Source organism: Gordonia paraffinivorans (assembly GCF_900683595.1).
Classification (GTDB): Bacteria; Actinomycetota; Actinomycetes; order Mycobacteriales; family Mycobacteriaceae; genus Gordonia; species Gordonia paraffinivorans.
Map to the genome: position 1 here is coordinate 58,833 of NZ_CAACYD010000003.1, position 25,305 is coordinate 84,137.

At 68.9% G+C, this 25,305-nt stretch carries 20 protein-coding genes and 1 pseudogene; 8 read left to right on the forward strand and 13 right to left on the reverse strand.

From position 1 onward, the window contains the following. Positions 1 to 32: 32 nt before the first annotated feature. Together E1P53_RS01080 and E1P53_RS01085 are read left to right on the forward strand one after the other, a co-directional pair. Positions 33 to 1,133, forward strand: coding sequence for a PQQ-dependent sugar dehydrogenase (locus tag E1P53_RS01080; protein WP_131733317.1), 1,101 nt, complete (start codon positions 33 to 35; stop codon positions 1,131 to 1,133). A 168-nt stretch (positions 1,134 to 1,301) separates the two neighbouring features. Next, a complete protein-coding gene (locus E1P53_RS01085) occupies positions 1,302 to 3,650 on the forward strand; it encodes a hypothetical protein (protein WP_131733208.1) in 2,349 nt (782 codons plus the stop codon). A 92-nt stretch (positions 3,651 to 3,742) separates the two neighbouring features. On the opposite strand, the gene gatB is transcribed toward E1P53_RS01085, so the two are convergent. After that, positions 3,743 to 5,248, reverse strand: coding sequence for an Asp-tRNA(Asn)/Glu-tRNA(Gln) amidotransferase subunit GatB (gene gatB, locus E1P53_RS01090; RefSeq protein WP_006899866.1), 1,506 nt, complete (start codon positions 5,246 to 5,248; stop codon positions 3,743 to 3,745). A gap of 118 nt (positions 5,249 to 5,366) precedes the next feature. Between gatB and E1P53_RS01095 the strand changes: the two genes are divergently transcribed. Further along, entirely contained in the window at positions 5,367 to 5,612 is a 246-nt protein-coding gene (locus E1P53_RS01095; protein ID WP_006899867.1) for a PspC domain-containing protein, read from the forward strand. A 96-nt stretch (positions 5,613 to 5,708) separates the two neighbouring features. Here the strand turns inward: E1P53_RS01095 and E1P53_RS01100 are convergent, their stop codons facing one another. From E1P53_RS01100 to E1P53_RS01115, 4 genes and pseudogenes are all read right to left on the reverse strand, one after another. Continuing rightward, entirely contained in the window at positions 5,709 to 6,743 is a 1,035-nt protein-coding gene (locus tag E1P53_RS01100; protein ID WP_131733209.1) for a 6-phosphofructokinase, read from the reverse strand. Between the two features lie 108 nt (positions 6,744 to 6,851). Continuing rightward, a pseudogene (locus E1P53_RS01105) lies at positions 6,852 to 9,183 on the reverse strand (FdhF/YdeP family oxidoreductase). A gap of 138 nt (positions 9,184 to 9,321) precedes the next feature. Continuing rightward, positions 9,322 to 10,014 (reverse strand): response regulator, encoded by a 693-nt coding sequence (locus E1P53_RS01110; protein WP_040526603.1) that lies wholly within the window; start codon positions 10,012 to 10,014, stop codon positions 9,322 to 9,324. 10 nt (positions 10,015 to 10,024) lie between these two features. After that, positions 10,025 to 11,305, reverse strand: coding sequence for a sensor histidine kinase (locus tag E1P53_RS01115; protein WP_131733210.1), 1,281 nt, complete (start codon positions 11,303 to 11,305; stop codon positions 10,025 to 10,027). Between the two features lie 267 nt (positions 11,306 to 11,572). On the opposite strand from E1P53_RS01115, the gene E1P53_RS01120 reads away from it, so the two are divergent. Together E1P53_RS01120 and E1P53_RS01125 are read left to right on the forward strand one after the other, a co-directional pair. Next, positions 11,573 to 12,178, forward strand: a complete 606-nt coding sequence (locus E1P53_RS01120) for a hypothetical protein (protein ID WP_006899872.1) — start codon at positions 11,573 to 11,575, stop codon at positions 12,176 to 12,178. Next, positions 12,175 to 13,347, forward strand: a complete 1,173-nt coding sequence (locus E1P53_RS01125; protein WP_006899873.1) for an alpha/beta-hydrolase family protein — start codon at positions 12,175 to 12,177, stop codon at positions 13,345 to 13,347. Before E1P53_RS01120 ends, E1P53_RS01125 begins: the two co-directional genes overlap by 4 nt. A gap of 77 nt (positions 13,348 to 13,424) precedes the next feature. Here the strand turns inward: E1P53_RS01125 and gatA are convergent, their stop codons facing one another. Beyond that, positions 13,425 to 14,930 carry an Asp-tRNA(Asn)/Glu-tRNA(Gln) amidotransferase subunit GatA gene (gene gatA / locus E1P53_RS01130; protein WP_131733211.1) on the reverse strand — a complete coding sequence of 502 codons (1,506 nt, stop codon included), beginning with the start codon at positions 14,928 to 14,930 and terminating at the stop codon, positions 13,425 to 13,427. Beyond that, positions 14,927 to 15,238, reverse strand: coding sequence for an Asp-tRNA(Asn)/Glu-tRNA(Gln) amidotransferase subunit GatC (gatC, locus tag E1P53_RS01135; RefSeq protein WP_006899875.1), 312 nt, complete (start codon positions 15,236 to 15,238; stop codon positions 14,927 to 14,929). The genes gatA and gatC overlap by 4 nt, the downstream gene beginning before the upstream one ends. A gap of 214 nt (positions 15,239 to 15,452) precedes the next feature. Here gatC and E1P53_RS01140 point away from each other — a divergent pair, with 214 nt between their 5' ends. Further along, on the forward strand, positions 15,453 to 16,124 hold the full coding sequence (locus E1P53_RS01140) for an ACT domain-containing protein (protein ID WP_109237508.1): 672 nt from the start codon (positions 15,453 to 15,455) through the stop codon (positions 16,122 to 16,124). Between the two features lie 129 nt (positions 16,125 to 16,253). Next, the gene (locus E1P53_RS01145) at positions 16,254 to 16,766 is read left to right on the forward strand and encodes an O-acetyl-ADP-ribose deacetylase (protein WP_131733212.1); all 513 of its coding nucleotides are present in this window, start codon (positions 16,254 to 16,256) and stop codon (positions 16,764 to 16,766) included. A 64-nt stretch (positions 16,767 to 16,830) separates the two neighbouring features. On the opposite strand, the gene ligA is transcribed toward E1P53_RS01145, so the two are convergent. Both ligA and E1P53_RS01155 read right to left on the reverse strand, forming a co-directional pair. Continuing rightward, positions 16,831 to 18,936 (reverse strand): NAD-dependent DNA ligase LigA, encoded by a 2,106-nt coding sequence (gene ligA, locus E1P53_RS01150; RefSeq protein ID WP_131733213.1) that lies wholly within the window; start codon positions 18,934 to 18,936, stop codon positions 16,831 to 16,833. 43 nt (positions 18,937 to 18,979) lie between these two features. Continuing rightward, positions 18,980 to 19,363, reverse strand: a complete 384-nt coding sequence (locus E1P53_RS01155; RefSeq protein WP_006899879.1) for an MmcQ/YjbR family DNA-binding protein — start codon at positions 19,361 to 19,363, stop codon at positions 18,980 to 18,982. 184 nt (positions 19,364 to 19,547) lie between these two features. On the opposite strand from E1P53_RS01155, the gene E1P53_RS01160 reads away from it, so the two are divergent. Beyond that, positions 19,548 to 21,212 carry an HNH endonuclease signature motif containing protein gene (locus E1P53_RS01160; protein ID WP_371830981.1) on the forward strand — a complete coding sequence of 555 codons (1,665 nt, stop codon included), beginning with the start codon at positions 19,548 to 19,550 and terminating at the stop codon, positions 21,210 to 21,212. Between the two features lie 160 nt (positions 21,213 to 21,372). On the opposite strand, the gene E1P53_RS01165 is transcribed toward E1P53_RS01160, so the two are convergent. Genes E1P53_RS01165 through E1P53_RS01180 form a run of 4 tightly spaced genes read right to left on the reverse strand, consistent with a single transcriptional unit; the run spans position 21,373 to position 25,259 of the window. Then, a complete protein-coding gene (locus E1P53_RS01165) occupies positions 21,373 to 22,389 on the reverse strand; it encodes a uroporphyrinogen decarboxylase/cobalamine-independent methonine synthase family protein (protein ID WP_131733320.1) in 1,017 nt (338 codons plus the stop codon). After that, a complete protein-coding gene (gene mnmA / locus E1P53_RS01170; RefSeq protein WP_006898563.1) occupies positions 22,386 to 23,504 on the reverse strand; it encodes a tRNA 2-thiouridine(34) synthase MnmA in 1,119 nt (372 codons plus the stop codon). The genes E1P53_RS01165 and mnmA overlap by 4 nt, the downstream gene beginning before the upstream one ends. After that, the gene (locus E1P53_RS01175; RefSeq protein WP_040526167.1) at positions 23,504 to 24,721 is read right to left on the reverse strand and encodes a cysteine desulfurase family protein; all 1,218 of its coding nucleotides are present in this window, start codon (positions 24,719 to 24,721) and stop codon (positions 23,504 to 23,506) included. Before E1P53_RS01175 ends, mnmA begins: the two co-directional genes overlap by 1 nt. Positions 24,722 to 24,779: 58 nt before the next feature. Continuing rightward, the gene (locus tag E1P53_RS01180; RefSeq protein WP_006898565.1) at positions 24,780 to 25,259 is read right to left on the reverse strand and encodes a DUF4334 domain-containing protein; all 480 of its coding nucleotides are present in this window, start codon (positions 25,257 to 25,259) and stop codon (positions 24,780 to 24,782) included. Positions 25,260 to 25,305: the final 46 nt, after the last annotated feature.

Below are 25,305 nucleotides of genomic sequence, written 5' to 3' on the forward strand. Positions count from 1 at the left end.
ACCTCATGTGGAAGGGGCGGCCGAGCGGCCGAATGCTGGTGACGATCCTGGCGGTGATCACGCTCGCGGTGGGAGGATGCGCGAACTTCACCGAGCAGGACCGTCAGCGGGAGGCCGGCGCCTTCACCCCCAACAGCCGGCCGAGCGGTCAGGCGGAGCCCACTCCCCCGCCGGCCACGCCGCGCGAGACCCAGCCGCCACCGTCCGGCCCCTGTGTCGACCCGGACCCGGCGGTGATCGCCACCTGTCTCGCATCGACCGGCGGGTTGATGCCCGGCGACGATCAGGGCGAGGTGACCGTGGTCGCCGAGCGGACCACCGGAAAGATCATCACCACGAAGCGTTACGGACCCGAGCGGGTCCTGGCGCAGGCCCCGGTGGACGCCTCCGGCGACGGCGGACTCATCGATTTCGCCTTTTCCCCCACCTATTCTCAGGATCGGCTGATCTACGCATTGATCACCACTCCGTCGGACAACCGCGTCGTCCGACTCGCACCCGACGACGTCCCGAAACCCATCCTGACCGGAATCCCCAAGGGCGCCACCGGGAACATGGGGTCGATGTTCTTCCGGACGCCCACCGAACTCATCGTGGCCACCGGCGATGCGGGCGATCCTGCCGCGGCCGACAACCCCTCGTCTCTGGCCGGCAAGGTGCTGGCAATCACCTCGTTCACCTCGGGCGCCAACCCCCGCCCGCGCATCCTGGCCGACGGCTTCGGATCGTCGGTGGCGTTGTGCCCCAACGAGAACGGAACCATCTACGTGGCCGATCAGAAGGCCACCGAGGACCGCGTCCAGGTTCTCGAGGAAGGCGGGCCCAAGGTCCTGTGGACGTGGCCGGACAAGCCGCAGATCGCCGGGTGCGGCGTCGCCAACGGGAGCATCTTCGTGTCGACCACGCGCACCCAGCGCATCGAGGGGATCCGGGAACCGACCCGTGAGGACCCCACCGTCACCGCCCCTGCCGTGGTCCTCGACCGGCGATACGGGGCCCTGGGCCGAATGACCGCACTGCCCAACGGAGTTCTTCAGGTCGCGACCGTAAACCGGCAGGTCGGCGATCCCAAGCCCACCGACGACCGCATCTTCCGTTTCCTGCCGCAGGGTGGCGGGAACGACCGGACCTGAGTGGGGCAAGCTCAGCCGTGACGCTCCGTTCACCCTGAGGTCAAAGAGACGAAATCAGACATTCGTCCAAACGGACGAACTTCGCGAAACCGGGGCCTTCTGATGAGGCCCTGACGACGATCTCCCCTTACGATCGCTTGCACCCCAAGCGATTACCAGGAGATCAACTTGACATCCCCGCAAGGAAACCGGGCGAGTCGCCGGGCGGCGGCGCGCGCACAGGCACGCTCGTCCAAGAAACTGACGAAGGCGGCCGCCGCACTCGGTGCAGTGCTCGCGATCGGCACCGGCGTCGCCGCGCCGGCCATGGGTGCCGAGCTCAACGCCGGCCAGATCGCCGAGAACGGCTATGCGGCGACCGACAACATCATCACCATCACCGACAACCTCGGGCGCACGCAGATCGCCCTGCTCGCCCCGCTGAAGTCGGTGCTGCCCGAGGGATGGGTGCCCGCGGTCACGAGCTCGAAGAACTCGACCAGTGAGCCCCTGACCATCCTCGAGGTCGTCTCCGAAGCGACCGGCATGCTGGTGGCGGTGCCCGACACGAGTCACGTGCCCGGCGTCGGAGGCAACTCGATCCTGGGAGCGCTCGACCAGGGCAACGCGCTGATCCAGCAGGCCTATCTCGGACTGCAACTCGTCGACCCGCTCTTCGGCCTGGCGAACATCACCGGTCCGGCGGCGTCGGCGGGGGCCGACCTCACGGTGGCCAACGGCCCCATCATCGCGGCCAACGCGAAAGCCCTGGCCGAGAAGGCCTGGAACGGACGGCCGATCAAGCAACAAGCAGACCTCATCGATCCCACCAAGTTCCTCAGCTCGCTGGCCGGCGTCGGCAGCGGCAGCAAGACAACCGATTCGTGGACCGGAACGGTGGATTGGCCGGCGCTCGGCGTCAGTGGCAGCAACTGGATCACCCAGAACCGACTCACGATGGACCCGCTCACCGCGGCCGGCCTCAAGGACACCGTCCTACAAGCGTACGGTCCGCTCCAACCGCTGGAGGTCGCGAAAGGCAGCGAGCGGTGCACCCGCAAGGCTTCAGGCATTTGCTACAGCCGAACGTGGGACGCGGAGAAGGACGCATCGGGTGCCACGGTCTACGAGATCGCCTACGACCCGAATTCAGACCTAGCCAAAGCGCTTTCGCACTTCGACGACTTCGACTTCCAGGGACTGTCGATCATCACGCGCGAGATCGGCAGCGCCTACTCGCTCCCGCTGGACGGCTCGGCGGGCTCGCTCGTCGGCCTGACACAGGTGATCATCCCCGGCGGCGAGGGCCGGCCGGACCAAGTCCTGACCGTGCCGATCATGGCCGGCGGGATCACCTCGCCGGGACAGTTGTTCACGGCCGGCGGCAAGTTCTCCCCCGGCATCGTCACCAACGGCGCGCAGTCGGTGCAGTCGGTCCTGGGTTCGCGCTCGTCGGGCTTCGCGATCCCCGAGTTGGGTGTCGGACTCGACAAGACCTCGCTGCTGCAGTCGTACTACATCGGACCGGACGGGATGCTGATCAACTCCGGCGTGACCGTCAGGCTGCTGAAGGTGGCCGACGGGGTCACCCTGCCGGTGGTGTACTCGCTGGGCTCGCTCAACGTCGGTCCGTACGGGATCGGCTACAGCGGTCCGTCGTTCTTCGGCATCGGACTCCCCGGATTCCAGCTCGGCACCACTCCCCCGGACGCCGACCTCTCGCTGGCCGGAGTCGACCTCGGCGAGCTGGACCCGGCGCTCCTCGACCTGGGTCAGCTGGGCAGCCTGTTCGGCGGCGCCAACTCGCTGGTCTCCCTCGATCCGGCGCTCGTGTTCGCCGCGCTGGGCATCGAGGTGCCGGAGTTCCTCTCCGAGGCGGAACTGCCCGGGTTCCTCTCCGACCTCGACCTGCCCGCCCCGATCGAGGTGGTGCGCCGGATCGAGGCGTTCCTCAGCCCGCTGTACACCGAGCACGTCACCCCGACGGCCTCGCAGATCTCGAAAGCCCTGGCCGACGCGGCGACGAACCTCGTCAACTCGGGCTCGAACGCTGTGCGGTCCGCCTCCACGTCCCTCGCCGAGGCCACGGGCGAGATCGCGGGTGCGGTCGGCAACTCCGGCTCGGCGTCCACGACATCGCATGCCACCGGCCGGCACGCGCTGGACGAGACCTCCTACGTCGGGAAGCACCGCAACGACGATCCGGCGCCACCCGTGCCGACCCTGGCACCGGCCCAGAGCGGGTCGACGTACACCCACGGCGAGGGAGCAGGCGGCTCGACGGGCGGCGGCCCGACCAGCAGTGGTGTGACCGGCAGCGGCGAAAGCGCAAGCGGCTCCACCGGTTCCACGACCGGCGGCGGTGACGGCGCCTCGAGCGGCAGCGGCGAAAGCGCAAGCGGCTCCACCGGTTCCACGACCGGCGGCGGTGACGGCGCCTCGAGCGGCAGCACCGCCGCAACCGGCGGCGACACCAGCACCGGCGGCAGCGCCTCTGGCGGTGGCACTTCCGGCGGCAGCGCCTCGTCCGACGACTGAGAACGACGACTGCGAACAACGGAACAAGGCCCGATCCCCGCGTACGGGGATCGGGCCTTGTCGGTGTGTGGGCGCTGGGCGATCCCGTGGAATCAGGAGCAGGCCTGGAGCACGAGCTCCTTCACGCGCGCCGGGTCGGCCTGGCCGCGGGTCGCCTTCATGACGTCGCCGACGATCTTGCCGGCGGCCTGCACCTTGCCGCCGCGGATCTTCTCGGCGATGTCGGGGTTGGCGGCGAGCGCCTCGTCGACGGCCTTCTGCAGGGCCGAGTCGTCGCGCACGACCTCGAGTCCACGATCGGCGACGATCTGCGCGGGCTCGCCCTCGCCGTCGAGGACGGCGGTCGCGACCTGCTGGGCCAGCTTGGTGGTCAGCTTGCCCTCGTCGACGAAGCCGATGATCTCGGCGACCTGAGCCGGCGTGATGGGCAGGTCGGCGAGCTCGACTCCGCGCGAATTGGCCTGCTGCGCAAGGAACGAGACCCACCAGCCGCGGGCGGCCTCGGCCGAGGCGCCGGCGTCGACGGTGGCGATGATCAGCTCGACAGCGCCGACGTTGACCAGGTCGCGCATGACCTCGTCGGACACGCCCCACTCCTCCTGGATGCGCGCACGACGCACCCACGGGAGTTCCGGCATGGTGGCCCGCAGCTCTTCGATCCAGGCGGGATCGGGCTGCACCGGAGGCAGGTCGGGCTCCGGGAAGTAGCGGTAGTCCTCGGCGGTCTCCTTGCGACGACCGGCCGAGGTGGTGCCGTCGGTCTCGTGGAAGTGCCGGGTCTCCTGGACGATCTCGCCACCGGCCTGCAGGATCGCGGCCTGCCGGCACATCTCGTAGCGGACGGCCACCTCGACGCTCTTCAGCGAGTTGACGTTCTTGGTCTCGGTGCGGGTGCCGAACTCGCTCGTGCCCTTGGGCATCAGCGACACGTTCGCGTCGCAGCGCAGCGAACCCTGGTCCATGCGGACGTCGGACACGCCGAGCGCCTTGAGCAGGTCGCGCAGGGCCGTCACATAGGCACGGGCGACCTCGGGGGCGCGTTCGCCGGCGCCGACGATCGGTTTGGTGACGATCTCGACCAGCGGCACGCCGGCGCGGTTGTAGTCGAGCAGCGAGTGGCTCGCGCCGTGGATGCGACCGGTGGCGCCGCCGATGTGCAGCGACTTGCCGGTGTCCTCCTCCATGTGCGCGCGTTCGATCTCGACGCGCCACGTGGTGCCGTCGGACAGCGGGACGTCGAGGTAGCCGTCGTAGGCGATCGGCTCGTCGTACTGCGAGATCTGGTAGTTCTTCGGCTGGTCCGGGTAGAAGTAGTTCTTCCGGGCGAACACGCTCGACGGACGGATCGAGCAGTTCAGCGCCAGTCCGATGCGGATGGCCGATTCCACGGCCTTGGCGTTGGCGACCGGCAGCGATCCGGGCAGGCCGATGCACACCGGGCACACCTGGGTGTTGGGATCGGCACCGAAATCGGTCGGGCATCCGCAGAACATCTTGGTCGCGGTACCCAGCTCGACGTGCACCTCGAGGCCCATCACCGGATCGAAAGCGGCGATGACCTCGTCGTACTCCAACAGATCGGCTGCGGCGGAAGTCATGGCTGTCAGTTTATGCGCCGAAATCCCAGGGGAACGATCAGGGTGATCACGGATGTCCCCCGGCAGGTCTGCGGCCTACCGTCGAAGACGAGAATCCCACCGACCGAGGAGACCATCGATGACCACAGCACAACCCTCCTACACCGGCCCCCGTCTGATGCGTTCGCGCACCGACGCCTGGCTCGGCGGGGTCTGCGGCGGCATCGCCGCACGCTTCGGCTGGGACGCCACGCTGGTCCGCGTGCTGTTCGTGCTGTCGCTGCTGCTCCCCGGCCCCCAGGTGCTGCTGTACCTGGCGCTGTGGATCGTCATCCCGCGCGAGCCGGAGCCCGCCGCCCCGGTGCAGCCCTACCAGGCCGGCTGACGCGAGAACACCAGACCAACCGACCGGACCCGGCAGGGGTGGAGGACGCCCACCCCGCCGGGTCCCCCGGCGTCTCGGGTCCGGGGAACTCGACGGTCAGCCGAAGATGACCCGGATCTCCTTGTACTGCTCCGGCGGGACGGTCTTGAGCCTGCCGAGCGCCTCGTCGAAGGTGATGCGGCGGATCTCGGTGCCGTGCAGGGCGACCATCTGGCCCCAGCCCTTCTCTGCGACGAGGTCGGCGGTGGCCATGCCCATGCGGGTGGCCAGCACGCGGTCGTAGGCCGACGGCACGCCGCCGCGCTGGATGTGGCCGAGGACGGTGGCCCGCGTCTCGATGCCGGTCCGCTCCTCGATCAGCGGGGCGAGGACCTCGCCGATGCCGCCCAGTCGCGGACGATTGAAGCCGTCGAGCCCCTTGGTCGAGTAGGCCTCGCTCATGTCGGGGAGCTTGAAGCCCTCGGCCACCACGACCATCGGCGAACGGCCGCGGTTCTTGACGCTGGTCACCCAGGCGCAGATCTGGTCCAGGCTCTCCGGTTGCTCGGGGATCAGGATGACGTGGGCACCGCCGGCGATACCCGAGTGCAGGGCGATCCAGCCGGCGTGGCGTCCCATCACCTCGAGCACCATGCACCGCTTATGCGAGTTGCCGGTCGTGCGCAATCGGTCGATGGCCTCGGTGGCGATCTCTACCGCGGTGTTGAAGCCGAAGGTGTAGTCGGTGGCGTCGATGTCGTTGTCGATGGTCTTGGGGACGCCGACGATGTCGATGCCGTCCTCGAACAGACGCTTCGACGCCGACGCGGTGCCCTCACCGCCGATCGCGATGACCCCGTCGATGCCGAGGTTCTCGAGGACCTTCTTGATGTTGTCCGCTCCCCCGTCGGGCTCGGTATACGGCCCGAAGCGACTCGTGCCGAGGATGGTTCCGCCCTGATGTGACAGGCCGCGCACCGTGGAACGGTTGAGCTCCATGATGTCCCCGTAGACGAGACCCGCCCAACCGTCCTTGAAGCCGACGAACTCGTGACCGTAGACGGTTTCGCCCTTGAGCACCGCACCGCGGATCACCGCGTTCAGGCCGGGGCAGTCACCGCCGGATGTGAGAATGCCGAACCTCTTGGCCATGTGGTGTGACCCTCCCTTGTCGACGATCTCACCCAATCTAGTGCCCGGCTGCGCGCGACGCCGAGCGCGGAGGAACATCGCGCGTCGGCGGTGCGGGAGACGCGGGAATCAGACGGTGACCGGACGTCCGGTCGCCGCCCGCTCGTCCGAACGCTCCAGGCGGACGATCACCTGCTTGGAGGTGGGCGTGTTGCACCCCTCGGCCACCGACTCTCGCGGGATCAGGGCGTTGCCCTCCGGGAAGTACAACGCCGCGCAACCCTTCTTCGTCGGGTACGAGACCGCCCGGTAGCCGCGGAGCACCCGGTCCGGGGAGTCCGGCCACTCGCTGAACACGTCCACCGTGTCGCCGTCGGCGAGACCGAGCTCGGCCAGGTCGTCCGGGTTGACGAAGACGACGAACCGTCCCTGGCTGATGCCGCGGTAGCGGTCGTCGAGGCCGTACATGGTCGTGTTGTGCTGATCGTGCGAGCGCAACGTCTGCAGGATGAGTCGCCCCGGCGGGCACGTGATGTGCTCGGGGGTGTGCACGGTGAACCGCGCCTTGCCCGTCGGTGTCGGGAAGGTCCGCGAATCCCGCGGCGGGTGGGCGAGCAGGAAGCCCCGACGGCCCGTGCGCAGCCGCCCGTTGAAGTTCTCGAAGCCGGGGATCACCCGGGCGATCCGGTCGCGGATGGTGTCGTAGTCGTCCTGGAACTCCTGCCACGGGATCTGCGTGTCACCCAGGAGTCGCTTGTCGAGTTCGCAGAGGATCCACACATCCGACCGCACTCCGTCCGAGATCGGTGGGAGCTCGCCGCGGGACTCGTTGATGAAGCACACGGTGTCCTCGACGGTGGTGAACTGGCGACCGGACTTCTGGACGTCGTACTCGGTGCGACCGAGCGCCGGGAGCAGCAACGACGCCTTGCCGGTCACGGCGTGGGAGCGGTTGAGCTTCGTCGTCACCGAGACGGTGAGGTCGACGTTCCCGATCCCGGAGTCGGCGCGGTTGGAGTCGCTGATCGCCGCCTGCAGGTTGCCGGCCATCGACATGAAGAACCTGATGTCGCCGCGCTCCATGGCGTTCATCGCGTCGACCGAGTCGAGCCCGTGCTCTGTCGGAGGCGTGAAGGAGAACTCCTCGCCCAGCCGGTCCAGGAACGGCTGCGGCATCTGCTCCCAGACGCCCATCGTGCGGTCGCCCTGGACGTTGGAGTGCCCGCGGATCGGGGACGCTCCCGCACCGGGCTTGCCGATGTTGCCCTTCAGCATGAGGAGATTCATGATCTCCGCGATGGTGCCCACCGCCTTGCGGTGCTGCGTGATGCCCAGGGCCCAGGGCCCAGGTGATGATCGTCGCGTCGGAGTCGAGGTAATGCCGTGCGGCGGTGTCGATCTCCTCGGCGGTCAGGCCGGTCGCATCGAGCACTTCGTCGTCGTCGAGCGCGAGGATGTGATCCCGGTACTCCTCGAAACCCTCGCAGTAGGTGTTGATGAAGTCCCAGTCGAGAACGTTTCCGGGATCGAGCTGTTCGGCCAGCAGCACCCGCTTGGCGATCGCCTGGATCAGGTGCATGTCCCCGCCGATCCTGATGTGCAGGAACTGGTCCGACATCGCGATGCCGTCGCCGATGAGGCCGATCGGCTTCTGCGGGTTCTTGTATCGCAGCAGCGATGCCTCGGGTAGCACGTTGACGCCGATCATCTTGCCGCCGTTGACCTTGCAGTCCTGAAGCGCGTTGAGCATGCGCGGATGGTTGGTGCCGGGGTTCTGCCCCATCACCATCACCAGATCCGCCTTGGCGAAGTCGTCGTAGTGCACGGTCGACTTCCCCACCCCGATCGCTGCGGTCATGCCGGCGCCGGTGGCCTCATGGCACATGTTGGAGCAGTCCGGCAGGTTGTTGGTGCCGTAGGCCCGGGCGAACAGCTGGTACAGGAACGCGGGCTCGTTGGTGATCCGGCCGGAGGTGTAGAAGACGGCCTGATCGGGGTCGTCGAGCGACCTGAGCTTGTCGGCCACGAGGTCGAGGGCCTCGTCCCAGCCGATCGGAACGTAATGGTCGGAGTCCGGCGCCTTGTACACCGGCTCGACGACGCGCCCCTGCAGACCGAGCCAGTACTCGGACTTCTCGGCCAGGTCGGCCAGCGAATGCCGCTGCCAGAACTCGGTGGGGATCGTCGCCGGGGCGGATTCCCACACCACCGACTTCATGCCGTTCTCACAGAACTCGAGCGGCTTGGACCGGTCCGGGTTGGCCCACGCGCAACTCGGACAGTCGAATCCGGCCTTGTGGTTGATGGAGAAGGCGACCTTCGCGGTGCGTTCGGGATCGAGCTCGCCGAGCGCCGGCAGCATCGCGTGTTCGATGGCCGGCAGTCCGACCGCCCATGTCTTCGGTGGGCCGACCTTCAGGTTCGCGTCGGTGAAGTCCTTTTCCGGCGGGCGAACGGTCATCAGCGCACTCCTCTCCCTTGGGCCGTCGGCGGTCACGGTGCCGGGAGGTATGTCCGGTTCGCACCGTGCAGTCGACTATATTCCCTGGTCAATCGCTCGAGGACCGAAACGGGCACGGCTCGGCAACTCGTCACGATCTCACTTGAGGCCGTTCTCATAGGCGAAGACCACGGCCTGGGCGCGGTCTCGGAGACGCAGTTTGCCGAGAAGACTGCTGACGTGGGTCTTCACCGTCTGCTCGGTGACGTAGAGATCCGCGCCGATCTCGGCGTTGGACTTGCCGTCGGCGACGAGCTCGAGCACCTCGCGTTCGCGCGGGGTGAGGTGCTCGAGTGCGGGGCTCTTCTTGGGCCGGCGCCGCCGGGATGTCACCTCGTCGATGAGGCGGCGGGTGATCGACGGCGCGAGCAGGGCCTCGCCGGCCGCGACCACCTTCACCGCGCGGATGAGTTCGTCGGCGGGCGCATCCTTGAGCAGGAATCCCGACGCGCCGATGCGCAGCGCCTCGAAGACGTAGTCGTCGATGTCGAAGGTGGTGAGCATCAGCACCTTCGTCGGGGGCTCCCACCCGGCGGAGAGGATCTGCTCTGCCGCCCAGAGACCGTCCTTGCGCGGCATGCGGACGTCCATGAGCACGACGTCCGGGCGTGCGCGCCGGCACACTTCCACGGCTTCCACGCCGTCGGCGGCGTCGCCGAGGACGGACAGTTCGGGTTGCGCGGCGAGCAGCGCCGAGAACCCCTGGCGGACCATCGCCTGATCGTCGGCGACGACAACGGTGATCGGCCCGCTCTCGCCGTGGCGGCGCTGCGGATCCGGGTTGGTCGGCACGTACGTCAGGTTACCGTTCGTCATCGGCGGCGGAGTCGTGACGATCCGGAACCGGTGCCTGCGCAACGACCGCGGCCTCCCGCGGCGGGGTCGTCGGGATGCGGGCACGTACCGCGAAACCGCCGTCGACGGTCGGCGAGGCCACCAATGAACCGCCGACAGCCTGGGCACGCTCGAGCATGCCGGGTATGCCGACGCCGTTGCCGCCGATGCCCAACGGGGCGGCCGTCGGCGCCGAATTCACCACCGACACCTCGACAATCCCCTCCGGCCCCGGAACGACGGTCACCTCGGTGCTGCTCCCCGGCGCATGCCGAGTGGCGTTGGCCAGGGATTCCTGCACGATCCGATAGACCACGAGGGCCGCGGATTCGCCGACCGCCTCGTCGTCGACCTCCCGCGTGAGCCTGACATCGGAACCGGCCCTGCGGGTCTCGGCGACGAGCGAGTCGATATCGGCCAGGCGCGGATTCGGGGACGCATTCGGTTCGGCACCCTCGACCCGCAGCACCCCCAGCAACTGCCGCACCTCGTCGAGAGAGGTGCGCGCTGCATCGGCGATGGCGTCGAATTCCTCTGCCGCGGCGGCAGAGACGTCGGGAATACGGTAACGCGCGGTCTGCGACATGACGACGACCATGGACATCCGGTGGGCCACCACGTCGTGTAGATCTCGAGCGATCCGCGCGCGTTCCTGGAGGACCGCGGATTCCGCCTCCGCCGCCTCGGTCTCCTTGGTGCGCTCGGCGAGCTGGCGCCGCGACGCCATGAGCCCCCGCAGCAGTGGCACGACGACGGCCATCACCGATATGCCGATGATCCACGCCGGGTGCACCGCATAGGCGACCACGAGTGAGGTGGCGAGCCACACCACGGGTATCCATCGCAGCGGACTGCGCAGCATCATCATGAAGGTGAGGACGAGCAGCTCGATGAAGTGCGTGACCTGGATCGTCAGCTCCCAGCCGTCGCTCGTCGGCACGATGAGGCCGATGACCTGTGCCGACACCACCGAGATCGCCCACCCCGCCAGCGGCGCCGACCACGCGAGAGCGATCGGCAGGGCCGCGAACGCCGAGACGAGCGGCAACAGGAACGCGGGCATGGGGTGCGTCAACTGCAGTGTCGGCCAGGAGATCGCGTACATGACCAGGGCGACGAACAAGAAGAACCAGTTGATCCGGCGCGAGAAGTAGGCGCGCACCGCGGGGTCCTGGGCGACCGGCGCACTCGACACCCAATCGACGAACTCGCCGCCCGCCGCCCGCAGATGCTTGCGAAGACCGATCATGCCCTCACCCTAGGCGGGTGGGCGCCCCGAGTCCTCATACTCAGGAGGGAATGCGCTCGTCCTGAGGTAGTGGTCGCCCGGCACGAACATCCACCCCGGCGGTGACCGCGTTCGGCTCCGCGGAGCGATGTGGCAGAGCGCTTCGCATTCCTAGCGTCATGGTCCATGACCACGCCACACCCCGATTCGCATCCACCACGGAAACCGGCTTCGGACAATCCTTCTCGCCTGGGGTTCCGCCGCCGCTCCCATCGGATCGGCTTCCCGATGCGCGCAGCGATCGCCGCCGCCACCCTGTTCGTGATCGTCGTCGGACAGTGGATGTCGACGGCACAGGCCGTCGCCGGCGACCTCGGCCCGGACGGCACGGCCGGTCCGTCCCCGCGTGATGCCGGGAATCCGTATGCGCAGGTCGTCCTCACGATGATCGGCCCGAACCCGGCACACGCGCTCGAGGTCCTGCCCGCCTCGTTCGAGCCCTCGATGGGGTACACGCCGCTGGTCGAGGACGGGTTCCCGATCAACCCCGACGGCGACTGCTCGTCCCCCGTCCCGCTGCCCGATCGGTTCACGCCGCTCTGCCGGACACACGATCTCGGGTACGACGTGCTGCGCGCGGCCGCCCGGACGGGACATCCGCTCGACGCCTGGGCGCGCCTCTCTCTCGACCGCATGCTGATCGACCGGATGCACCGGTCGTGCACCGACCCCGCCTGCCACGCGGCGGCGCAGGCGGCCCGGATCGGACTCGCCTGGAACACCTGGCGCCAGTTCGGAGGCCCTCCGGTCGCCGGGGAGACGATTCCCCGGCTGGTGAGCACCACCGTCGAGCGCCTGTTCACCGATTCGTCCCTCACACAGGAGAACTCATGACCCGCCTACCCACGCCCGCATTCGTCGTGTGCGCACTCGCCGGCTATCTGATCGCGCTCTACCCGGGCACCCTGCCGCGCGGCGCCGTGACCATGACCCTGTTGACGACGGCGCTCGCCGCGACCGGCGCGATCGTCGGAACGCTGTTGTCACGGAGGTCCACTCGTGAACCCGACGCCCAGGCCCGACGGATCGCCGTGGGTGCCGGCACCCTGACCGCCGCGTTCGGTGCCGGGGTCGCGGTCTGGTGGCAGACGGTGGTCCGCGCAGCGGTCGGGGCGCCGCCGGTCGACGTATGGTGGTGGGCCGGAATCACCGTGGCCCCGGCGGCCGCGGTCGCGGCGATCGCGCTGACCCCACGCACCACAGCGGTGGTCGCCGCCTCGGCGGCCGCATTGACCGCCGGACTCCTCGCCCCCGCACAGGCCGAGGCGCATGACGGCGGAGCCGCCGTCGGGTCCGTCACCACCTCGGATGGCGTGCTGCGAGGCGACCTGGCATCCGGCGGGTTCGACGATGCGGCAGCCGATCTGGTCCACCGATGGGTCGACGCGGGCGGCGTGTCTGCGGACACGGTGGTCGTCGCGGTCCCCACCGGCTCCGGATGGGTCGACTCGACTGCCGTCGAGGGATTCACCCGCCGTTTCGGTCACGACATCCGGGTGCTGTCCCTCCCCTATTCCGACGTGCCGTCGTGGCAGGCCTTCGTCTCCGACCGGACGGCGGCCGCGGAGTCTGCGATCGCCGTCGTCAGGCATCTCGCCCAGGCCGTCTCCGCGCACCCCGGGCACCATCCACGGCTCGTGCTCTACGGCCAGAGCCTGGGCGCGGTCGGAGCCGACGCCGCACGTGTCTGGCTCGAGGACCACCATCCGACGCTGCTGTCGGAGACCGTGCTCACCGCACCGCCGGCCGGGACGGTCGAGGCCGTATCACGATCCCCGCGAAAGGTTCTGGCCAATCGCAGCGACCCGGTGGTCCGCTGGTCGGCAAGCGCGCTCTGGCACCCGGCAGGTCGACCCCGCGACACCGTGCTCGACGGACCGCGGGTGCCGGAGGCGCCGTGGCTGCCGGTGGTGAGTTTTCTGCAGACCAGCGTCGACCTGCTGTCCGCGCTCGACGGACCGCCCGGCGTCGGACACCGGTACGGGGTGGAGCAGGTCGGGTAGCCGCAAACCCAGCAGAAATGGACAGATCCACCACCTCGTCGGGTGGTGGATCTGTCCAGAAGGGGTGAGCCTGTGGCCTAGACGATCGGGCCGCGCGCCGCCTCGTACGCCGCACCGACGCGGTACAGGCGGTCGTCGGCCAACGCCGGGGCCATGATCTGCAGGCCGACCGGCATGCCGTCGTCCTTCGACAGCCCCGACGGCACCGACATCGAGCCGATGCCCGCCAGGTTCACCGGCAGGGTGCACAGGTCGAACAGGTACATGGCCAGCGGGTCGTCGACCTTCTCGCCGATCTTGAACGCGGTGGTCGGCGTGGTCGGAGAGATCAGGACGTCGACGCTCTCGAAGGCCGCGGCGAAGTCGCGCGCGATCAGCGTGCGCACCTTCTGCGCCTGGCCGTAGTACGCGTCGTAGTAGCCCGACGACAGGGCGTACGTGCCGATCATGATGCGGCGCTTGACCTCCGGGCCGAATCCGGCCTCGCGGGACAGTGCCATGACCTCGTCGGCCGAGTGCGTGCCGTCGTCGCCGACGCGCAGGCCGTACCGCATCGCGTCGAAGCGGGCGAGGTTGCTCGACACCTCCGACGGCAGGATCAGGTAGTAGGCGCCGAGCGCATAGGTGAAGTGCTTGCAGCTGACCTCGACGACCTCCGCGCCACGCTCCTTCAGGAGTTCGACGGCGTCGTGGAACGACTCGAGGACACCGGCCTGGTAGCCCTCGCCCTGCAGTTCCTTGACGACGCCGATACGGACGCCCTTGAGGTCCTGCTGCGCGCCCTCGCGAGCGGCGGCGACCACGTCGGGCACCGGGGCGTCGATCGAGGTCGAATCGCGCGGGTCGTGTCCGGCGATGACCTCGTGCAGCAACGCGGTGTCGAGGACCGTGCGGGCACACGGGCCGCCCTGGTCCAGCGACGACGCGCAGGCGACGAGGCCGTACCGGGAGACGGTGCCGTAGGTGGGCTTCACGCCGACGGTCGCGGTGACCGCGGCGGGCTGCCGGATCGAGCCGCCGGTGTCGGTGCCGATCGCGAGCGGCGCCTCGAACGACGCCAGCGCCGCGGCGCTACCGCCGCCCGAACCACCCGGGATCCGGGTGGGGTCCCACGGGTTCCGGGTCAGCTGGTAGGCGGAGTTCTCGGTCGAGCTGCCCATGGCGAACTCGTCCATGTTGGTCTTGCCCAGGATCGGGATGCCCGCCGCGCGGAGCTTCTCGGTGACCGTCGCGTCGTACGGCGGCACCCAGCCCTCGAGGATCTTGGAGCCACACGTGGTGGGCGCGTCGGTGGTGGTGAAGACGTCCTTGAGCGCGATCGGGACGCCGGCGAGCGCCGAAGGCGCCTCGCCTGCTGCGATCGCGTCGTCGGCGGCCTTGGCCGCGACGAGCGCCTCGGCACCGCTGACGTGCAGGAACGCGCCGATCTCGTCGTCGACCTCGGAGATGCGGTCGAGATGGGCCTGGGTGACCTCCACCGAGCTGACCTCGCGGGCGGCGATCTTGGCGGCGAGCTCGGCGGCGGACAGACCGATCAGGTCACCGTCCGGACGCGGCGCGGCGGCACTCGAATCGACACTCACTGCTCTTCTCCCAGGATCTGCGGAACGGCGAAACGGTCCTGCTCGACGGCCGGCGCACCGGACAGCGCGGCCTCGGTGGTCAGACCGGGCGTGACGACGTCGGGACGCAGCACGTTGGCGAGTTCGGCGGGGTGCGCGGTTCCGGGGACGTCGTCGGCCGCCACCTCCGAGACCGACGCCACGTGAGTCAGGATGGAGTCCAGCTGCTTGGCGTAGACATCGAGTTCGTCCTCGCTCAGCGCCAGTCGCGACAGTCGCGCCAGGTGCGCGACCTCTTCACGCGATATGGACTTCGGTTCGCCAGCCACCGTCAGCGTCCTTTCTCACCTTCACTTGCTCGGCCATGAACGCCCATCGCGACGCCGGAGCGCGCAGATGTGCCACTCCAGCCTATGGGAACGCGCCGATCAGGCTCACCCCAGCCACCGGTTGCGGATGCCGACCCGCGACGACGCGCCGTCGACGCCGGGCACACCGGCCGCATCCACGGGCGCTGCGCGGTCGACCGCCGCGGGTGCGAGAATGGCTGACGTGTCTTACCTCCTGCGCGTCTACCTCGAGGACCGTCCCGGCAGTCTCGGCGTCCTCGCCGTCCAGCTCGGTTCGGTCGGCGCCGACATCCTGTCGCTCGAAGTGGTCGAGCGGGGCGATGGTTACGCCGTCGACGATCTGGTCGTGGAAATGGCCCCCGGCGCTCTTCCCGACAGCCTGATCACCGCGGCGGAGAAGGTCAACGGGGTCCGCGTCGACTCGATCCGCCCCTACTCCGGCGTGCTCGACACGCACCGCGAGCTCGAACTGGTCGACCAGGTCGCCACCGCACCGCGCAACGAGCGCCTGCAGGTGCTGGTCGACAACGCACCCCGGGTGCTGCGGGTGTCGTGGGCGATGGTCATCACCCGTGCCAGCGGCGGCGTGCTGCAGCTGTTCGGGTCGTCGGGAGCGCCCGAGACCCCGCTGACGCGCGCGGATTGGCTGCCGCTGGAGCGCGCAGCGCAGCTCGACGCCGAGGGCGACTGGGTGCCCGACGCGTGGAAGGAGATGGACACCCGCCTCGCGGCCGCACCCGTCGGCTCCAACGAGAAGGCGGTCCTGCTCGGTCGTATCGGCGGCCCGGACTTCCGTCCGTCGGAGGTCGCCCGGCTCGGCTATCTCGCGGGCATCGTCAGCACCGTGCTGCGCGCCGACGCGTAGCGTCACGTTCTGAGCCGACGCGTAGCGTCACGTTCTGAGCCGACGCGTAGCGTCACATTCTGAGCCGACGCGTCACCCTCTGAGCCGTAGCGCACCCTATCCCCAGACACCCGGGGTCATGATGGAGACATGACCTCCATCACGCTCGTGCAGGGAGACATCACCCTCCAGTCCGTCGACGCGATCGTCAACGCCGCGAACTCGACGCTGCTCGGCGGCGGTGGCGTCGACGGCGCGATACATCGTCGCGGCGGACCGGCGATCCTCGCCGAGTGCAAGCAACTGCGGGCCGGTCGTTACCGGCGCGGCCTACCCGTCGGTGAGGCGGTGGCCACGACCGCCGGGGATCTCGACGCACGGTGGGTGATCCACACCGTCGGACCGGTCCACTCCTACGACGAGGACCGCTCCGAGTACCTCATCTCCTGTTATCGCGAATCCCTGCGCGTGGCAGAGGAGTTGGGCGCGCGCACCATCGCGTTCCCGGCGATCTCGACCGGTGTGTACGGCTGGCCGATGGATGACGGCGCGCGCAAGGCGCTGGACGCGGTCCGCTCTGCGGAGACCTCGCTCACCGAGATCCGCTTCGTCCTGTTCGACCCGCGGGCGTATCGCGCGTTCGACAAGGCGCTCAACAGTTGAGCGCCCGGCGACCCGGCCTGGACAATCCCGGGCCGTCCGGGTCGCGACCCGTCTGACCGGCTGTCTACTCGGGGCTGCCGGTCTCCAGTAGGCGTTTGAACCCGTCCTCGTCGAGGATCGGCACACCCAACTGCTCGGCCTTGGCGGCTTTGCTGCCGGGAGAGTCGCCGACGACGACGTAGTCGGTCTTCTTCGACACCGAACCCGACGCCTTCCCGCCCCGCTGCAGGATGGCCTCCTTGGCGCCGTCGCGGGAGAAGTCGACCAGCGAGCCCGTCACGACGATCGTCTTGCCCTCCAGGGTCCGCTCGATCGACTCGTCGCGTTCGTCTTCCATGGAAACGCCTGCGGCGCGCCACTTCTCGATGATCTCGCGGTGCCAGTCGACGGTGAACCAGTCGTGGATCGACTGGGCGAGCGTCATGCCGATGCCCTCGACCGCGGCCAGCCGCTCGACGTCGGCGTTCTCGATGGCCTCCAACGAACCGAATTCGGTGGCCAGCGCACGAGCAGCCGTGGGACCGACGTGCCGGATCGACAGGCCCACCAGCACCCGCCACAGCGGCATCTTCTTGGCCTTGTCCAGATTCGCGAGCAGTCGCTTGCCGTTGGCCGACAGGTTGCCGGAATTGGTGGTGAACAGTTCCGTCTTGGCGAGGTCGTCGGCGGTGATCGAGAAGAGGTCGCCCTCGTTGCGGATCACGCCGGCGCCCAGCAACGCGGTGGCGGCCTCGTACCCGAGGGCCTCGATGTCGAAGGAGCCACGCCCGGCCAGGTGGAACAGCCGCTCCCGCAGCTGAGCCGGGCAGCTCTCCTGGTTGGGGCACCGCAGGTCGACGTCGGATTCCTTCTCCGGCCGCAGAGGGGTGCCGCATTCCGGACAGCGCTCGGGCATCTGGAACTCGACCTCGCTGCCGTCACGCAGGTCGACGACGGGTCCGAGCACCTCGGGGATCACGTCGCCGGCCTTGCGGATGGTCACGGTGTCACCGATGAGCACGCCCTTGCGCTTGACCTCCGAGGCGTTGTGGAGCGTCGCGCGCGACACGGTGGAACCGGCGACCAGCACGGGCTCGAGGACCGCGAACGGGGTGACGCGACCGGTGCGGCCGACGCCGACCTGGATGTCGCGCAGCTTGGTCGTGGCCTCCTCCGGCGGGTACTTGTAGGCGATCGCCCAGCGCGGCGCCCGCGACGTCGCGCCGAGGCGGCGCTGAATGGTGAAGTCGTCGACCTTGACCACGATGCCGTCGATCTCGTGTTCGACGTCGTGGCGGTGTTCGCCCCAGTAGGTGATCTTGTCGAGGATCTCCTCTACGCCCGACGCCTTGCTGGTGTGCGTGGAGACCGGCAGCCCCCAGGCCCCGAGCGCCAGGTAGGCATCGTGCAGCGAGGCCGGTCGCCAGCCCTCGGTGTGGCCGATGCCGTGGCAGATCATCCGCAGCTTGCGGCGGGCCGTGACCTGAGGGTTCTTCTGCCGGAGCGAGCCCGCGGCCGAGTTGCGCGGGTTGGCGAAGGGCGGCTTGCCGTCCGCGACCAGCGATGCGTTCAACGCCTCGAAGTCCTCCACCCGGAAGAAGACCTCACCCCGCACCTCCAGCACGTCCGGGATCGGGTACTCGTCGGATGCTGCGAGTCGGTGCGGGATGTCCTCAATGGTGCGCGCGTTGAGGGTCACGTCCTCGCCCGTGCGGCCGTCGCCGCGGGTGACACCGCGTTCGAGCACGCCGTTGCGGTACACGAGCGACAACGCGACGCCGTCGATCTTGAGTTCGCAGAGGAATTCCGGGTTGGTCCCGGCGTCGGCCTGGACGCGCTCGACCCATGCGGTCATCTCGTCGTAGTCGAAGACGTTGTCGAGCGACATCATCCGTTCGAGGTGATCGACGGGCGAGAACGCGGTCGAGAACCCGCCGCCGACGAGTTTTGTCGGCGAGTCGGGCGTCGCGAGCTCGGGATGCTTCTCCTCGAGGTCCTGTAGTCGACGCAGGAGCGCGTCGAACTCGCCGTCGCTGATGATCGGCGCGTCCTTGACGTAGTAGCGGAACTGATGCTCGCGGATCTCGTCGGCGAGGGCGGCCCATTCCTCGCGCAGCTCGGCCTCGGCCCCCGACTGCTCGGTGGCCCCCGACGCCGACTCCGCCGCCCCCGACTCCGTTGTTTCTGCCACGTTCCGAGGGTATCGGAGTGGTCCGACGGTGATCGTCGGACAGTCAGCCGTCGAGTTTGGCCACCGACCGCTTCGGCGCGACGTGCCGGTAGCTGGCGTCGATGAGTTCGGCCACCTCTCCCCAGTCGGTGTCGTCGTCGAGGATCAGACCGAGCCAGCCGTATGGCCCGTAGTAGGCCGGCACGTAGAACCGCGGGTCCTGGACCAGCGCGGGCCGCTCGGACTCGTCGGGGATGAACAGGACCGACTGGTCGTACCGGACCTTGCCGCCCTTGAGTCCGCCGCCGTACTCGGCGAACATCTTGCCGCACCGGAACGTCGGACGCCCGTGCGCGACGACCTCGGTGGTGTCGGGCAGCGCGAGCGCGATCTCGCGCACGCGGACCAGCTTCGGGTCGGCGTCGTCGAACATGATCGGATGCGGCACACCCGCAGAATAGTTCGGTGCAGCACGGATGCGCAGCCGTTCGGCACAGGCCTCGCAGGATCGGACAAGAGCCGCCCGCCATGGAAGACATGGTGCACCGGCACCACATCAACTTGAGCCACAAAAGCTTTCATCCCCGGACACGTCCTGTGGAGAAACACGCCGCGAAACAGGATCTGCAGGTATGGTCGAACATACATTCGATCCGGGTTTCTGGGGGGTGCTCATCGTGACCGAGCCGGCAGTCGCCACATCCCTTGACGCAGTGGCGATCGTCGACGAGATGCATCGACTTGCCACACAACTGCTGCAGGCGGATCTGTCGGCGTTGTCGGATGCGCAGGTCGAGTATGTGGCCGCCGAAACCGAGCGCGTCGTAGCGCGAGTGACAGCCGCCGGCGACCAACAGCTGGTGGAGGTCGAAACCCGCAACCTTCCGCGCAAGACCGGCCGGCGCAACATCCTGGCCTACATGCACGATGTGCTGCGGATGACCCGGCCGGGCCGGCGTCGGACCCGCGTGCAGGCCATCGCGACGTTCACCGACCTCACCGGCCAACCCCTCCAACCCGAACTGCCTACCCTGGCTGCAGCATTCGCCGACGGACGCGTCGGTCCCGATCACGTGCACGCGGTGATGGACGTGCTCGATCAGATCCCCGCCGCAATAGCCCATGACGTGACGGCTGCTGCCGAACGCACGATGGCCGAGTACGCCACCTGGATGACACCACCGGAGATCGAGCGTGCCGGCGCCCGCCTGCTGGCACACCTCGACCCCGACGGGGTCTTGACCGACCTCGAGGACCGCAGACGACGCCGCAAGCTCTGGATCAACCGGCAACGCGCTGATGGCACATCGAAACTCACCGCCACCCTCACCCCAGAACTCCGCGCACGCCTGGCGACGTTCTTGGATGTGTGGGCGCGCCCCGGGATGAACAACCCCGACGACCCCGACTCACCGACCGGGGCGATCCAGGACGCCGACCCCGAGCGGCTGGAAGCCGCTGCCGAACGGGATCTGCGTACCCCGGCACAACTCAACCACGACGCCCTCAACGCACTGCTGCAAGCGGTGTTCGACGACGGGTTGCTCGGCAAGACTCATCGCGGGTTGCCCATCCAGCTGATCGTCAAAGCCGACCTGGCAGATCTGCAGCGTGCGGCCGGGCTGGCGGCCACCGCCGATGGCACCCTCATCGACATCGAAGACCTGATCAGGACAGGCGCCACAGTGCAACCGTGGCTGGCGATCTTCGTCGATGCCACCGCCGCACCGCTGTATCTCGGACGCGGCACACGCCTGGCGTCGATGGAACAACGCCTGGCGTCCTTCGCCCGTCCCGGCGGCGACAGCTGCTCCGCGCCCGGTTGCGATGTGCCCGCAACGCGTGCGGAGATGCACCACGCCCATACCGACTGGGGTGACGGTGGTGGCACCGACATCGACAACCTCGCCCCAGCCTGCACCCGCCATCACCACATGATCGGCAACCGCCCCGGCGACTACACCACCCGCATGATCGGCAGCGGACCCGACGCCGGGCGCTGCACCTGGCAACTCAACACCGCACCCGGCACACCACCCCGACGCCCACGGATCAACCGAAAACCCGACATCGGCCACCGATTCCGACACATCCTCACCGAGACCCGCAACAACATCCACCCCACACCTGACAAGCCCGACCAGCGCAGGGCACCCGACCAACACGGACAACCCGAACCCGGGCCGCCCGACGATCCGCCACACCCACCACGGTTCCACTACACCGACCTGCAACACGCCACACCGGCCGAACTCGCGCTCTACGCCGCACTACTCGACCACGCCTACCCGAACTGAGGCGCCGTCGGGGATGTCGACCGGCTTCGACGGAAACGCAGTCGCCCGCGACATCGCTGGGGATCAACGACGTTCATGGATGTCGCCGATGCAGGATGACGTCGCACGCGCCATGGAGACGTTCGTCGGTCAGAGAATCGTCCGACGAGATCACCGCGACTCACAGCGCGGTGGGATCTCCCGACAGCAACTGCCCGGCCTCGGCAGAGATGGACAACGCGGTCTTGGCCCACCGCTGTGAGGCACCGGCGAGACCGCACGTGGGTGTGACGATGATGTTGTCCGCCAGCACCTTTCGGTTCAGGCCGATGCGATCGGTGATCGCTGCGAGGTCGGTGGCGATGGTCTCGGCGCGCACCGGACGTGCCGGCTCGGTCGACGGAATGCATCCCGCCACCAGGACTCCACCGCGGTCTATGAGCATGCCGATGCCGTCGAGGTCCGCGGCGGTCGGCGCGGTGACGTCGATCGAGTACGCCACCGTCTTCAGGTGTTCGAGGAGGTCCCAGCGGGGCTTGTTGCAGTCGTGCAGGATCACCGGTGCGCCCACGTGCTCGACGAGTTCACCGAGGGCACGCGCCACCTCGATCGCCGGGATCGCGCGGATCGGGTCGAACCTGGTGAGCGGGCGGACCGTGCCGTCGATCACCTGGCCGATCATCGGCTCGTCGATCTGGACGACGACCTCGGCGCCGAGGCGTCGGCGGATCTCGCCGACGTGGTGGGCGATTCCCTCGGCCGCGGACGCGACGATGTCCCGGACCGCACCGGGATCGCGCAGCACGCGGTGACCGTTGGGCAATTCGACCATCGCCGACGTCGTGAAGGGGCCGGCCACCTGGACCTTGAACGCACGCCCTGTTCCCACGAATCCGGCGTTCTCCCATAGCTCTTCGACGACGTCGAGATCCTCTTTGAGGTAGTCGGCGGCGCGTCGGGTGAGCAGTGAGTCACGTTGCGCGAGGCGGTATCCCCAGGTCGCGGTGTCCATCGGCAGGTCGACGAGCAGCGCCGCCATCCGACCGATGAGATCGGCGCCGACGCCCCTGCCGGGCAGCTCGACGAGATGGGCGAGATCGAGCTCGCCGTTGACGATCGACGAGGCCGCACGCGGGTCGGTGCCGGGCATCGACCCGACACCGGTGCCGAGCCCGGTGGGCAGTGCCGGTGTGGTCACCGAGCCGCTGCGACGGTCGGCTGCGACGAGGTGGCCGCGATGCGTCCGCACCCTACGACCTGGTCGCCGCGCTCGGCGTCCAGCAGATAGAGGACCGCTGCCTGGCCCTTGGCCACACCGGTCAGCGGTTCGTGCAGGACGATGTCGATCGCGGGCTCGCCGTCGACGGTGGTCGGGGTGGCGGTCACCGGCGCGAGTCCGCCGTGCGCCCGGACCTGGACGACGGCCTCGAACGGCGCATCGGGGGCCTCCCCCGACGTCCAGACCGCGCGGGTGGCCGTGATGCCCCACACCTGCAGGTCGGCTGCGGTGCCGACGGTCACAGTGCCGCTCTCCGGGTCGATGTCGGTGACATAGCGCGGCTTGCCGTCCGCGGCCGGCGCCTCGATGCCGAGGCCCTTGCGCTGGCCGATGGTGAAGCCGTGGACGCCGTCGTGTTCGGCGAGACGCTCACCGGAGGAGGCGTCGACGACCGCACCGGGCCGGACGCCGATCCGGGCGCCGAGGAAGGCGCGCGTGTCGCCGCTGGGGATGAAACAGATGTCGTGCGAGTCGGGCTTGTCGGCGACGGCGAGGCCGCGGCGGGCGGCCTCCGCCCTGATCTCGCTCTTGGGGGTGTCCCCGACCGGGAACATCGCCCGCGCCAACTGATCCTTCGTCAGCACGGCGAGGACGTACGACTGGTCCTTGTCGGAGTCGACGGCACGGCGTAGTTCGCCGTTCTCCAGTCGCGCATAGTGTCCGGTCGCCAGCGCATCGAAGCCGAGGGCGATCGCCTTGTCGGCGAGCGCGGCGAACTTGATCTTCTCGTTGCAGGTCAGGCACGGGTTCGGCGTTTGCCCGGCGGCATAGGCCTCGACGAACTCGTCGATGACGTCGTCTTTGAAACGGTCCGCGAAATCCCAGACGTAGAACGGGATTCCGAGCACGTCGGCGGCGCGGCGGGCGTCGTCGGCGTCTTCTCGCGAGCAGCAGCCGCGCGAACCCGTCCGTAGCGCCCCGGGCGCGGTGGACAGGGCGAGGTGGACGCCCACGACCTCGTGGCCGGCGTCGACCGCACGGGCGGCCGCAACCGCCGAGTCGACGCCGCCGCTCATCGCTGCCAGTACGCGCATCACGAAACCTTCCCGCCGGGTGCGGAGACGAGGCCCGCTGCGCGTGCGCGATCGACGACCTCGTCGATGACCTGGGCCACCGCGTCGATGTCGGCGTCGGTGGTGGTGTGGGAGAGCGAGAACCGCAGCGACGAGCGGGCGTCGGCCATGCCGAGGCCCATGGCGATCAGCACGTGGCTGGCCTGGGCGACACCCGCGGTGCACGCGGACCCGGTGGAACACTCGATGCCCTTGGCGTCGAGGAGCATCAGCAACGAGTCGCCCTCGCATCCGGCGAAGGACACGTGCACGTTGCCCGGCAGTCGCGCGTCGGCGGCGGCGCCGTTGCGCACCGTGCCCTCGACGCCCAGCAGGACGTCGGTCAGCCTCGACGCCAGCTCACGCACGCGGGCGGTGTTGGCGTCCATGTTCTCGACGCACCAGGTGAGCGCGGTGGCCATGCCGACGGCCCCGGCCACGAACTGGGTACCCGAACGCACGTCGCGCTCGTGTCCCCCGCCGTGCTGCAGCGGCACGCACGGCACGTCGCGGCCCAGCAAGAGCGCCCCCACTCCCTGCGGCCCGCCGAACTTGTGGGCGGCGATGCTCAAGGCGGACAAGCCACTCGCCGCGAAGTCGACGGGCACGTGTCCGACGGCCTGGATCGCGTCGGAGTGCACCGGGACACCGAATTCAGCTCCCAGTGCGGCGATCTCGTGGATCGGCTGCATCGAGCCGACCTCGTTGTTGGCCCACATCACCGAGATGAGCGCGGTCTCGTCGGCGTGTGCCTCGAGCTCGGCGCGCAGATCCGCCGGCGACACGACGCCCTCGGCGTCGACCGGCAGCACCACGAGCTCGGCGTCGTCGTCGGACGCGAGCCACTGCGCCGGGTCGAGGACGGCGTGGTGCTCGACCGCGGAGACGATGATGCGGCGTCGCCTGGCATCGGCGCGACGGCGCGCCCAATAGATGCCCTTGATGGCGAGGTTGTCCGACTCGGTGCCGCCGCCGGTGAAGATGACCTCCGACGGGCGCGCGCCGACCGCGGCCGCGATGGCCTCGCGCGCCTCCTCGAGCCGGCGTCGTGCCGCGCGCCCGGACCCGTGCAGCGACGAGGCGTTACCCGGGTCGGCGAAGACAGCGGTCATCGCCTCGACGGCTTCGGGCAGCATCTGCGTCGAAGCGGCGTGGTCGAGGTAGACGGACGCGCGCGGCGCTCGGGTTGACAAGGGCATCGCTAGCAAGGATAGACGCGCCGACGGCGCCGACAAATTCCGCGCGGTGCGGGTGAGATCAGACGCGTTCGAGGTAGAAGTACAGGTGACGACCGTCGATGACGCCACCCTTGCCGTTCATGATGCCCATGACGGTGGTGTCGTCGACGCGCTTGAAGTGGTCGATGACCGGTTGGCCGTCGTAGACCATCGATGCCGTCACCTCGCCGCGGAACTCGATCGCCCACAGACTGGCCTCGCCCTTGCCGAGCTTGACGTTGGAGAACAGGTTGCCGTCCTCGTCACGGCAGACCAGGGGCTGCACGTCGCTGCGCGAGGTGAAGGTCTTGCCGAACCACTTCGCCTTGGCCAGTGCCCCGTTGATCGCGTGGCCCGTGTTGAACTCGCCGCCCTTCCACCGGCCGAGCATCTCTTCGGGGCGCAGGGTGGCCAGGCCCGCCCACACCGTGTCGAGCACCGCGTCGTCGACGAGGCCGTCGACCTCCTTGAGTTCGAAGAATTTGGCGCGCGCCGCTTCTCGGGACAAGGTGGACGTCATCGTCGGGCTCCTTCGGCATACGGCTGAACCGGTGATCGGCGACGGC

Excerpts from the sequence above, each read along its gene's own strand:
- E1P53_RS01160 (WP_371830981.1), top strand. The coding sequence starts at position 19,548 with ATGGTCGAACATACATTCGATCCGGGTTTCTGGGGGGTGCTCATCGTG.
- E1P53_RS01100 (WP_131733209.1), bottom strand. The coding sequence starts at position 6,743 with ATGGCCAAGAGGTTCGGCATTCTCACATCCGGCGGTGACTGCCCCGGC.
- E1P53_RS01120 (WP_006899872.1), top strand. The coding sequence starts at position 11,573 with ATGCGCGCAGCGATCGCCGCCGCCACCCTGTTCGTGATCGTCGTCGGA.
- E1P53_RS01145 (WP_131733212.1), top strand. The coding sequence starts at position 16,254 with ATGACCTCCATCACGCTCGTGCAGGGAGACATCACCCTCCAGTCCGTC.
- E1P53_RS01095 (WP_006899867.1), top strand. The coding sequence starts at position 5,367 with ATGACCACAGCACAACCCTCCTACACCGGCCCCCGTCTGATGCGTTCG.
- E1P53_RS01175 (WP_040526167.1), bottom strand. The coding sequence starts at position 24,721 with ATGCCCTTGTCAACCCGAGCGCCGCGCGCGTCCGTCTACCTCGACCAC.
- E1P53_RS01080 (WP_131733317.1), top strand. The coding sequence starts at position 33 with ATGCTGGTGACGATCCTGGCGGTGATCACGCTCGCGGTGGGAGGATGC.
- E1P53_RS01115 (WP_131733210.1), bottom strand. The coding sequence starts at position 11,305 with ATGATCGGTCTTCGCAAGCATCTGCGGGCGGCGGGCGGCGAGTTCGTC.
- E1P53_RS01125 (WP_006899873.1), top strand. The coding sequence starts at position 12,175 with ATGACCCGCCTACCCACGCCCGCATTCGTCGTGTGCGCACTCGCCGGC.
- E1P53_RS01140 (WP_109237508.1), top strand. The coding sequence starts at position 15,453 with ATGGCTGACGTGTCTTACCTCCTGCGCGTCTACCTCGAGGACCGTCCC.
- E1P53_RS01180 (WP_006898565.1), bottom strand. The coding sequence starts at position 25,259 with ATGACGTCCACCTTGTCCCGAGAAGCGGCGCGCGCCAAATTCTTCGAA.
- gatB (WP_006899866.1), bottom strand. The coding sequence starts at position 5,248 with ATGACTTCCGCCGCAGCCGATCTGTTGGAGTACGACGAGGTCATCGCC.
- mnmA (WP_006898563.1), bottom strand. The coding sequence starts at position 23,504 with ATGCGCGTACTGGCAGCGATGAGCGGCGGCGTCGACTCGGCGGTTGCG.